Genomic DNA, 11,855 nt, shown 5'->3' on the forward strand with positions numbered 1-11,855 from the left:
TATCCTGTAAAAAACGATCAAGACCAATACCACAAGAAAACTTATAAATCGCAACTGCTATCAGTTATGGGAAAAGTAATCGGAATCGACTTAGGAACAACAAATAGTTGTGTTGCCGTACTAGAAGGGGGCAAACCTTTAATTATCAATAATCAAGAGGGTTCACGGACAACCCCCAGCATAGTAGGCTTTGGCAAGGGTTCTCAGCGCCTAGTGGGACAACTAGCCAAACGTCAGGCCGTCACCAATGCCGAAAATACCGTGTACAGCATCAAGCGATTTATAGGTAGAAGATGGTCTGATAGCGATCACGATCGCACTCGGGTAACATATCAGTGTGTAAAAGGGAAAGATGACACCGTAGATGTCCAAATACAAGATCGTAGCTATACCCCCCAAGAAATCTCCTCGATGATTCTCCAAAAACTAAAAACCGATGCCGAAACATTTTTAGGAGAACCCGTCACCCAAGCCGTAATCACTGTTCCTGCTTATTTTACCGATGCCCAAAGACAAGCCACCAAAGACGCTGGTACTATTGCTGGGTTAGAAGTGATGCGGATTATTAACGAGCCTACGGCGGCCGCCCTTGCCTATGGTTTAGATAAACAAGACCAAGATCAATATGTATTGGTATTTGACCTTGGGGGAGGTACTTTTGACGTGTCGGTGTTGCAACTGGGTAATGGTATCTTTGAGGTGGTATCTACTTCGGGGAATAATCAATTAGGGGGAGATGATTTTGACGGAGTTATCGTTGATTGGTTAATTAAAAAATTTAAGGAACAAGAAGGCATTGACCTTAGTTCCGACAAAATGGCACTGCAAAGGCTCAGGGAAGCTGCAGAGAAAGCCAAGATAGAGTTGTCCAACCTCATGGAAACATCCATTAATCTTCCCTTTATTACCGCCGATGACAGTGGACCAAAACACTTAGAACTAGAACTTTCTCGCCCTGATTTAGAAGAACTAATCGCTCCATTGGTACAAGAAATCGTCCCTCCCATGCAAAGGGCGCTGGCTGATTCAGAACTCCGAAAAGACCAGATTCATCGAGTCGTGTTGGTAGGGGGTTCAACCCGTAGCCCTGCCATATCCGCCAAGATAGAAGAATTTTTCGGCACAGGTATTTCCATTGACCGCTCCATTAACCCCGATGAAGCCGTAGCCCTAGGGGCGGCAGTGCAAGGGGGAGTATTAGGGGGAGAGGTGCGCAACCTACTTTTATTGGATGTTACCCCCCTATCCTTGGGCTTGGAAACCCTTGGGGAAGTATTTACCAAAATTATTGACCGTAACACCACCATTCCCACCAGTCGTGCTCAAGTATTTTCCACGGCCGTGGATGGACAAACTTCTGTGGAAGTTCACGTGTTGCAAGGGGAGCGTTCTATGGTCAAAGATAATAAGAGTTTGGGCAAATTCCTTTTGACGGGTATTCCCCCAGCGCCTAGGGGGGTACCACAAATAGAAGTATCCTTTGATATTGATGCCGATGGTATTCTTAAAGTAAGTGCTAAGGATAAAGGTACAGGCATTGAGCAAGGAATCGTCATTAGTAATACTGGCTCTTTGGATGCCCAAGAAATTGATCTTATGCGTCGGGAGGCTCAAGAATATGCTTCTAGCGATCGCCGTCGGGTACAATTAGTTGAAATTAAAAAACAATTAGATAGTCTTCTCTATAGCTACGAATTGAGCTTAGAAAAAAATCCTTTCCTTGTGGGTGAAAGTTTACAAGAAGAAATTAACCAGAAAAAAGTCAACATTGCCGAAGCCATTGATTCTTCCGACATTCCCGTAAGTCAAGTAGAATCGATGATTAATGACTTGAGAGAAACCATTATCGGATTAGGTAGCAAAGCCTATGAAAGCGTTTCTCAACCCCCAGAAACCAATGCCGAACCTCAAGGAGAAACCATGTTTGAATCCTTGGATGGAGATGATCTTGATCCTGAATTTAAGAGTATTGAAGATGAAATCCTTAGCGGTTTGAGCCAAATTTCTGGTGGCACTGCGGAGTTTGATTTTGACTATGATCAAGATGAGACTATTACAGGGGATTACGAAACTGTAGATTAACCTGGGTTCGGGATAACATTTTCTGGTAAGGGCAGGGAATGGGCAACGGGCAATAGGCAATGGTGGTAATATTTTTAATAATCAATGGTTTTGGTCATCAAAATATATTTCGCACTGTAATTAAGCAACATCACACCTCTCACCAACTCTCCAAAACTTATGCTATTCATAACCCCTTATCCCGAATTGAGGTTAGATTAATAGTTAGGGTGCGCTAATTTTATATTACTGAATCTCTATAATCTCATAAAAAAAGGGGTTTGCACCCCCTCTTCTTTTTGCTCTGTTTTAATAAATAATTAACGGAACATAATACTTACCGAACTATCCTCATGGATACGCCAAATAGTCTCACCCAGTAGGTTTGCTACGGATAAAACTTTTAGCTGAGGAAAATAGTTATCTAAAGGTACAGGAATCGTATTAGTTACAATCACTTCCTCAAAAACATCACTAGATAAACGAGATATGGCTGGGCCAGAAAATACCGCATGGGTAGCACAGGCATAAATTTTCTTAGCACCTTCTTTTTTGAGAAGTCTTGCCCCTTCTAGTAGTGTTCCTGCGGTGTCAATCATATCATCCACCAAAATGGCGTTTTTGCCTTTCACATCACCGATGACGTTCATTACCTCGGCTACGTTGTGGGCTTGACGACGCTTATCAATGATAGCTAAAGGAGCATCATTTAACTTTTTGGCGAAGGCTCTTGCCCGGGCTACACCGCCCACGTCAGGAGATACCACTACAAAATCTTCCAACTCTTTTTGAAGGAGATAGTCAAGAATAACAGGAGAACCATAAACATGATCTAAGGGTATATCAAAATATCCTTGAATCTGGGCAGAGTGTAGGTCCATGGCAAGGACTCGATTTGCCCCTGCTTGGGTGACTAAGTTGGCTACTAATTTGGCGGATATGGACTCCCTACCTGCGGTTTTACGATCGGCTCTGGCATAAGAATAGTAGGGAATAACTGCGGTAATTTGCCGTGCTGATGCCCGACGACAGGCATCAATCATGATCAGCAACTCCATTAAGTTATCGTTGACAGGATTACAACAGGGTTGAATTAAATAAACGTCACACCCCCTGATGGATTCTTGGATTTGGACGTATAACTCTCCGTCGGCAAATCTCTTCCGAATCATCGGTCCTAGATCCATGCCTAGATAGCGCGCTACTTCTGTAGCTAGTCCGATGTTTGCTGATCCTGAAAATAATCTGAGGCGATTATTGTCGGATACTTGATGTTGTAACATGGGACTGAGTGTTAAAGTGGCAGAATGACTCACGGCAAATTCTTTAACCTCGTAAAATTTAATAATAATTTAATCTTTATCTTACCCTTTTAAAATAGGAGAAGTTTTACTCTTGTATTCTAATTTACAATATATATACCATTTTGCTTCATTTATTTTGAGGTTGTGTTGATTTTTTAATGAAAACTTTATTTATTACGGGTACGGATACGGATGCGGGAAAAACTATCGTAACTACGGCATGGAGGGCGTATTACAAGATTTATTATCCCCATCTATCTACAGGTTTGATGAAGTTATTACAAACTGGTAGGTTGGGGGATGCGGAATTTTATCAACAATTTTTCGATGATGTGATTATTCCTTTACGTTATGATGCTCCTTTGGCTCCCCCTGTGGCGGCGGCTATGGAACATCGTTCTATTGATATGGATTTGATTTATAGTCAGTTACGGCAGGGGCAAACCCAATATGATGTTTTTTTGGTGGAGGCTTTGGGGGGTTTGGGTTCTCCCATTACTGATAATTTGACCATTGCCCATGTGGCTGATAGTTGGGTTTTGGATACGGTTTTGGTGGTTCCTGTGAAGTTAGGGGCGATCGCCCATACTGTAGCCAATATCGCCCTTGCCAGACAACATAATATTAATCTCAAAGGGATTATTTTTAATTGTGTAAATCCCTGTACCGAGGAACAGATTAATAATTGGACTCCCAAACAAATGATTGAATCCTTTACCAATATTCCCGTACTGGGTTATTTTCCTTATATAGAAAACCTTTCTAATTTAGAAGACTTAGCCAAAGCCTTTAAAAATTCCATGGACATGACCAAAATCCAAGATATATAAAGTAGGGTGGGCAATACCCACCATGAGATATTTTGATACCTTAAAACTGGTATGTCCAACCAAGATAATTAAGAACCGATGATGCCACCATCTTCCTTGGTAATAACCACCGTAGCCGAACGAGGATAAGGAGAACCATTACCATCAGGCCACTGAGAATTAATTTTCCCCTGCGCAAAATCCTCCTTAGTTGAAGTAGCCCCTGGATGCTGAACATTAATAAACATCGTACGGCGATCAGGAGTAGTAATTACCCCAGTAATTTCCTGACCCACAGGACCAGTTAAAAAACGGCGAATAGCCCCAGTTTCAGGATCAGCCGCCAACATCATATTATTACCAAACTGAGCAAAATCTCCAGTATTGATGACACTTTCACTCATATCAGTTTGAATCCAGATGCGACGCTCCGCATCAATCCACAACCCATCAGGGTTACAAAATTGATTCTCTCTATCCAAAGAATCACCCTTCAAAGTCTGGCTGTCATCCTCAGGCCCTGCCAAAACAAACATCTCCCATTTAAAAGCATTAGTGCTAGGGTTATTGCCTTGCTCTTGCCAACGAACAATTTGTCCCCAACGATTACTGGCACGAGGATTAACCGTATCAACTTGGTCAGCTTCACGACTGGTATTATTAGTAAGAGTAAAATAAACCTCTCCCGTTTGAGGATCAATAGCCCCCCATTCTGGACGATCCATTTTTGTAGCACCGACAAAATCTGCTGCGCTACGGGTATTAACTAAAACATCAGCTTGGGAGTTAAACCCATTTTCGGGAGTTAAACCATTTTGTCCAAAAACTAATGCTATCCAATCACCACTTCCATCCTCATTAAATCGAGCCACATAAAGAGTGCCATTATCCAATAAATGTCCCCCCGCAGTTTGTGCAAAATAGGGTTGAGCGGACACATATTTATAAATATATTCAAAACGAGCATCATCCCCAGAATAACAAACAATAGGTTGACCCTCTACCGCAGGATGAAATACAATTCCTTCATGGCGAAAACGTCCTAAAGCAGTACGTTTTTGGGGGGTATGGTTAGCATTAAAAGGATCAATTTCTACCACCCAACCGAAAGTATTTGGCTCATTACGATAATCTTCAATGGCATTATTGCCTTTTGTAGAAGCATCAAAGCGAATATACTCATCATTACCATTAGCCGCTAATTCCCAACCATAGCGGGTATCCCCTGTACTAACTCCATAACGGGAATGTTCTCTGGGTAAATTAGGATTACCTTGATTATCCACATCACCATTACGAAAATAACCATGCCAGTTTTCCTCCGCTGCTAGGTAAGTATTCCAAGGGGTTACTCCATGGGCGCAGTTGTTAAGAGTGCCACGGGTGGCTGTTCCATCCTTACTGTAATGAGTTTTAACAAAGTCTGTACCACGGACAGGGCCATTAATTTCCATGGGGGTTAAACCTGTAATGCGACGATTACGAGAATCTTTAACTACCGTCCAATTACCATTACGTTGCTTACGGATATGAACAATGGAAACTCCGTGGGCATTCATTTCTTTTAATACTTCATCGCTATCTCGGCGATTTTCTCCTATCATAGTTACATCTCCTCGGGTTAGGGCTTTCCCTTGGGCGGAGGTGTGCATATAGCGCGGTTCAATGTATTCATGGTTCATAACCAAAAATCCTTCTTCCGAACTGCCTTCATAGGGGGAATTTCCATCAATGGGAAAAAAGTGCATTCCATCATGGTGACTACCAATTTGCATTCCTTGTTCTGCACCAGTGTTTTCTAAGCGATAATCGGGATAGTCTCCTGCAATGGGTTCTCCCCAAGGAAGAATGACTTGAGCTTTATATCCTTCTGGAACGATAATGGTATCAGCTTCACTAATGGGAATGGCTTTAAATCCTAGTAATGGGTTTTGGGCTTTGGCTATGCGGGGGCGAATGGCGCTGAGAATAGGACTGGCAAACATGGAGGTAATGGCTAGGGCAACACTACCTTTTAATACTTGTCTCCGCTGCATTTTTTTTCCAATTATTGCGCTCAGACTGTTATTTTGTGAGGGATTGCAGTGTGGTTCATGGTTGGGGTCGAAGGGTCGAGAACGATTTATGTTCTTAGTCATTGTTGGTTTTCCTCTGTGACTCAAGGGGTGTTTTTGAGGAACAATACTTGAGCTATGTTGTTTTTATCATCAAGGTCGATAGTAGATAATTGAAGTTAGGAAAAGGTTAAACTAAGAATAAGTTTCGGTTAACTCAAGGTGAAAAGGAGTAAAACAATTTGAAGGTAAATTTTCAATGATTGTATGGTTGTGATTTTAGGTTTAATAAAGTTTTATTGAATAAATACAGTTAGTAAAAAATGTATATTTTTTATAGGATAAATATAGTAAAATAGCTATGAAATAAATATTTATTTAATTTATCAAATGTCTAATCAAATTACTCCTAAATTAATCATCCATGGTGGTGCTGGTAGCTCTTTAAAAGGAAAAGGAGGCCTAGAGGCGGTAAGGGAATCCCTCCATAACATTGTCAAAGAAGTATATGAGTTACTTTTGGCTGGTAAAAGTGCCAATGAAGCAGTAATTTTGGGTTGTCAATTATTAGAAGATAATGAGCGTTTTAATGCGGGTACAGGCTCTGTATTACAGTCTGATGGACAAATCCGCATGAGTGCATCGTTGATGGATGGGGAAGCCCAGCGTTTTAGTGGGGTGATTAATGTTTCTCGGGTAAAAAATCCCATTGAGTTGGCGAAAACTTTACAGCATAAGGAAGATAGAGTTTTATCAGATTACGGCAGTGCCCAACTGTTACGGGAATTAGGTTTTCCCATTTATGACCCCCTCACTGATTTAAGATTACACGAATGGATTGAGGAGAGAAAGGGCAACTTTAGTAGCAAAATGGCTGGGGTTGTGGCAGAGGCTGAAAATGCTAGACGAGGCACCATTGGGGTGGTTGCCCTTGATAGTATGGGTAGAGTGAGTGCGGGGACTTCTACGGGGGGTAAGGGTTTAGAATATGTGGGCAGGGTAAGTGATTCGGCGATGCCTGCGGGAAATTATGCGAATGGGGTGGCAGGGGTTAGTTGTACGGGCATTGGGGAGGATATTATTGATGAGTGTTTGGCGGCAAAGGTGGTAATTCGTACTACGGATGGGTTGTCTTTGTCGGAAGCGATGCACAAATCTATGGCGGAGGCGAAGGAAAATAAACGGGATTTAGGGGCGATCGCCCTTAGCCGTGATGGTAAGATAGTATGGGGTAAAACCAGCGAAATATTATTGGCTGCCTACCATGATGGCAACGGCATCAACGATAGTCTCGAATGGAATGATGATAGCTTAACCGATAGTATTTAGGTGTTAGGTTAAGATGTTTTTGTGTTAAAAATTGTCTTATCTATTCTCTAAAACTCATCATTTCTACCAAACCAACGTTCATAAATTTGATCATAAGTACCATTTTCTCGTAAAGCAAGGATAGCCCGATTAATATCATTACGATAACGGCTACCCCTAGGCAAAACGATGGCATAACTTTGAACATCAAAAGTGCTGCCGACGATTTTGGTACTATGATCACTTCCCCTTTCATTGATAAGATAAAGCAAAACGGGCTCATCATAAACCACAGCCTCAATATCTTGGTTTATTAACCCTTCATAAGCCTCTTCAATGCTATCAAAGGCTATAACATTAGCTGACAAATTTTGTAAAAACTCTACGGAGGTACTACCCTCTACCGTACCCACCGAACGTCCCCTTAAATCATTGTATCCTTTAATTTGGGTATCTAGGCGATCGACTGTCATAGAAGAACTAATAGAAGCAGTAAAATAAGAAATTAATAATATTCCTGCAAACATCCAAATTGTTGCTACAATTCTCCCCCCAGCGGTGGTAGGGGTTTTGTCACCATAACCCACCGTAACTAAAGTTACCACAGACCACCAAAAAGATTCCCAAATACCACGCCAATATTTACGGGGAAACATTTGAGTATTTTCTTTCCTTTCAAATATCCACATCATATGGGCAGCTAAAATAGTAAACAAGCATAAAATTCCCACCGTAATCCAAATGGTTGGTACAAATATATAATTGATTGCCATTCTGAAGGGGGAAATAGGCTCTCCTGATACCATTATATTTAATCCAGATTCAAAGAAAGGGTGAGAAAAATCGATAATTTGTTCCCTTTCCGATGTCATAGAAATTCCTGCCACAGATACATCTGCCCTGCTTTCTATCACGGAATTTAATAATTCTTGAACATTATCCTCTGAATGAAGTTCGTATTCTATGTCCATTTTGTTAGCAATTTCATCCCATAAATCAATACTAAATCCAGAATATTCTCCGTTTTCTTGTTCAAATACAAAGGGAGGAAAGGGGCGGGTAGATACCCTAAGGGGATCATTTTTTTCTTGGGCTAGTAAAGGTTGTGCCGAAATTATGCTAATACCTAAAACAACAAGTTTAATCCAAAAGAAATTAGTTATTAAGTGGGGGAAATTAATTTTCTTGGGTGCGAACATATTTTTTTATGTATTGTATTTTGCCCCCATTATACAAGGATAATTCTATTACTTGATTTATTGATATTTACCAGTAAAACATAATTATTATTGTCTTACAAAAAGTGATTAGGAATAGTTTTTGAAGGTGTAGTTAAAATCTATTTAGAAAAAAAAGGACTCTCGCTATGGGCCTTCTATTTGCTAAACGATATTCCTTGAAATGCTATAATTTGACGTTGAATGCTTATTTTGGATAGATGGTAAATTTTGGCACAAGTAATTATTGAAAACCTTTATAAGAGTTATTCTGGCTCTAAGTCAAAGCTATCTGGTGGTAATAATATAGGAGTTATTTCCCCTGTTTCTGTTCCTGTGGAAAACGAGAAAAAGGAGTCTAACTCCAACGATAATACGAATGTTCTTAAGGGGATTAATTTAGAGATTAGGGAAGGGGAGTTTATGGTATTGGTAGGCCCTTCAGGGTGTGGTAAAAGTACCCTGCTGCGGTTAATTGCCGGGTTGGAGGAAATTACGGCGGGTAAGATTATTATAGGCGATCGCACTGTAAACAATTTACCACCAAAATCGAGAGATATTGCCATGGTATTCCAAAATTATGCCCTTTATCCCCATCTTAGGGTATATGACAACATCGCCTTTGGTTTACGGCGGATGAATCCTGATAAAAAGAAATTTTCTGCTGCTAAAATCATGGCAGATATTAGTCGTAGTTTACCGCCTCCTTTTCGTTATCTGAGTCAGGAGGAACAAACTATCCAACAAAAAGTCATAGAAGTAGCCCAATTATTACAAATTGATCATCTTTTAGATAGATTACCAAAACAATTGTCGGGGGGGCAAAAACAAAGGGTAGCCTTGGGCCGTGCCATTGCTAGAAATCCCCAAACTTTTTTAATGGATGAACCTCTTTCTAATTTAGATGCTAAACTAAGAACTGAAACTCGTAGCCAGATTGTTACCCTACAAAAACAATTACAAGTAACAACTATTTATGTTACCCATGATCAAACAGAAGCGATGACTATGGGCGATCGCATTGCTATCATGAATAGTGGAGAAATTCAACAGGTAGCTACCCCCCTAGAAGTGTATCGTCAACCAGCGAATCAATTTGTCGCTCAATTTATTGGCTCACCTCCCATGAACTTTATTGAAGTTACTTTTATCAAAGAAAAATCAATGATTGTTCATCAATGTTTTAAAATAGTTTTACCCCAAAAATGGCTCAATATTTTCGCTGATTATAATTACGAAAAAATTAATTTAGGAGTTAGACCAGAACATTTTTATTTAACCAATGACACTACCGAAACCCTATCTTGTACTATTACAATGATTGAATCTTTGGGAAATGAAACCCTGTTAAATGTGAGTTTAGACAATGTAAATTATCCTTTACAAGTAAGGGTATTTGGAGATGATATATTTAATATAGGGGATAAAATAAATTTAGGAATTAACCTAGATAAAGTTAGTTTTTTTGATTCATATCAAGGTAAAAATATTAGTTTAAAATAAGAGAAATCTCCCTTAACTTTTACCTCATCTGCACAAAATTATTAAATGACCATGAGAAAAATTACCTACCAAGAAACTATAGATAAAATATGTTTATTTACCATTGTTATTTGTACTGTAATTATAATGATATTGGTCATTGGTAGTAGGGTATGTCCTAACGATATTTGTTTATTTAGAACTAACCCTCATGTAGAAAAATTTTCTTGGGACGATCGCACTATAAACTCTAATGATAACGCCTTTATTCTTGATTTTGATCGCCCTGTATCCCAAGAAAGTGTAGAAAATAATTTGGAAATTGAACCAGCTTTACCAGGTAGAATTAGTTGGGCTGGAAAAAGATTAGTTTACACATTAAATAATGTGATTCCCTACGGGAGAAATTATCGTTTATCCTTAACCAATGCTCAAGAGAAATTTAGAGGGAAAGAAGAATTAGGAGAAGAAATAGAACCTTTTATCGGGCAATTTCAAAGTAGAGATAAAGCCTTCGCTTATGTCGGTAGTGATGGCAACGAAGCAGGAAGATTAATTCTTAATAATACCACCAAAGAAAATCAAACTATTTTAACACCAGAAAACCTAATTGTTACCGATTTTAAATTTACCCCCAATACCGAAAAAATTGTTTTTTCCGCTGCCGAAAAAGACATCAATCAAGAAGGAGTTAGAGACTTATCAATTTATGAAGTAACCACAGGTTTATCCAATGATGGTACTACCAAAATTCCGGGGCAACTAAAAACCATTCTCGGTAAAGATGAATATTTAAACAATAATTTTGATTTAGCAGGGGAAAAAGGAGATATTATCGTTGTACAACGAATCAAAAAAGATGATCCCACCGATTTTGATTTATGGAAAATAGAAGATGGTAAAATTCCTCAAAAATTAAACACCGATGGAGGTAACTTTATTGTAACTCCAGATCGAAATGCGATCGCCATTGCCCAAGGAGAAGGAATTTCCATTGTGCCATTACAAAAACAAGAAGAAAACGAATCCCTCAACTTTCTACCCCAATACGGGCAAGTATTAACCTTCACCAGGGATGGTAAGGCAGCTGCCATGGTAAACTTCAATACCGACAACGCTGAATTGCGTTATACCCGTTCATTGTTTTATGTTAATAATCAAGGAGTAGAAAAAGAATTAGTTACCATCGAAGGCTCTATCGTTGACTGTGAATTTTCCCCCAATGGTAATAGCCTTTTTTGTCTTTTAACCGAATTAATCGACACTGAAAATCAGTTTCAAGAAAAACCCTACTTTGTCGGCATCGATATTGAATCAGAAGATGTTATCCCCCTACTAGCCCTTCCCCATTATCAAGACATAAAAATAAGTATAGCTCCCGATGGTTCAGGAATATTATTTGACCAACTAATAACAGAAAGTAACCTTAACGAAGATACCGTCATCAATAAAGCCCCCGCTGCCGAATTATTTAGTGACTCCGCCGAATTAATCTTGAGTAGTCGTCTTTGGGTGTTAAATTTACCCAGCACAGATTCCCCTCAAGCCTCCTTACAAGAGTTACCCATCCCTGGTTTTAAACCCCAGTGGAGTCCATAATTAATTATAGTAGTGGGCAAT

General features: G+C 39.6%; 8 protein-coding genes. 5 read left to right on the forward strand and 3 right to left on the reverse strand.

Annotated features, from left to right (window positions below):
• Positions 1–66 precede the first annotated feature (66 nt).
• A complete protein-coding gene (dnaK, locus tag AA637_RS07995; protein ID WP_446682307.1) occupies positions 67–2,082 on the forward strand; it encodes a molecular chaperone DnaK in 2,016 nt (671 codons plus the stop codon).
• A gap of 299 nt (positions 2,083–2,381) precedes the next feature.
• Here dnaK and AA637_RS08000 read toward each other — a convergent pair whose 3' ends face one another.
• Positions 2,382–3,377: a ribose-phosphate pyrophosphokinase gene (locus tag AA637_RS08000; RefSeq protein WP_083260381.1), complete on the reverse strand. Its 996-nt coding sequence runs from the start codon at positions 3,375–3,377 to the stop codon at positions 2,382–2,384.
• Positions 3,378–3,523: 146 nt separating this feature from the next.
• On the opposite strand from AA637_RS08000, the gene bioD reads away from it, so the two are divergent.
• Positions 3,524–4,195 (forward strand): dethiobiotin synthase, encoded by a 672-nt coding sequence (gene bioD, locus AA637_RS08005; RefSeq protein WP_446682308.1) that lies wholly within the window; start codon positions 3,524–3,526, stop codon positions 4,193–4,195.
• A 68-nt stretch (positions 4,196–4,263) separates the two neighbouring features.
• On the opposite strand, the gene AA637_RS08010 is transcribed toward bioD, so the two are convergent.
• A complete protein-coding gene (locus AA637_RS08010) occupies positions 4,264–6,210 on the reverse strand; it encodes a PhoX family protein (RefSeq protein ID WP_446682309.1) in 1,947 nt (648 codons plus the stop codon).
• Positions 6,211–6,618: 408 nt separating this feature from the next.
• Between AA637_RS08010 and AA637_RS08015 the strand changes: the two genes are divergently transcribed.
• On the forward strand, positions 6,619–7,557 hold the full coding sequence (locus AA637_RS08015; protein WP_446682310.1) for an isoaspartyl peptidase/L-asparaginase: 939 nt from the start codon (positions 6,619–6,621) through the stop codon (positions 7,555–7,557).
• Positions 7,558–7,604: 47 nt separating this feature from the next.
• Here AA637_RS08015 and AA637_RS08020 read toward each other — a convergent pair whose 3' ends face one another.
• Positions 7,605–8,735 (reverse strand): transporter substrate-binding domain-containing protein, encoded by a 1,131-nt coding sequence (locus tag AA637_RS08020; RefSeq protein WP_446682311.1) that lies wholly within the window; start codon positions 8,733–8,735, stop codon positions 7,605–7,607.
• A gap of 249 nt (positions 8,736–8,984) precedes the next feature.
• Between AA637_RS08020 and AA637_RS08025 the strand changes: the two genes are divergently transcribed.
• Both AA637_RS08025 and AA637_RS08030 read left to right on the forward strand, forming a co-directional pair.
• Positions 8,985–10,256 (forward strand): ABC transporter ATP-binding protein, encoded by a 1,272-nt coding sequence (locus AA637_RS08025; RefSeq protein ID WP_446682312.1) that lies wholly within the window; start codon positions 8,985–8,987, stop codon positions 10,254–10,256.
• Positions 10,257–10,301: 45 nt separating this feature from the next.
• Positions 10,302–11,834 carry a hypothetical protein gene (locus AA637_RS08030; RefSeq protein ID WP_446682313.1) on the forward strand — a complete coding sequence of 511 codons (1,533 nt, stop codon included), beginning with the start codon at positions 10,302–10,304 and terminating at the stop codon, positions 11,832–11,834.
• Positions 11,835–11,855: the final 21 nt, after the last annotated feature.

It is taken from the genome of Cyanobacterium sp. HL-69 (genome assembly GCA_002813895.1).
Taxonomy (GTDB): Bacteria; Cyanobacteriota; Cyanobacteriia; order Cyanobacteriales; family Cyanobacteriaceae; genus Cyanobacterium.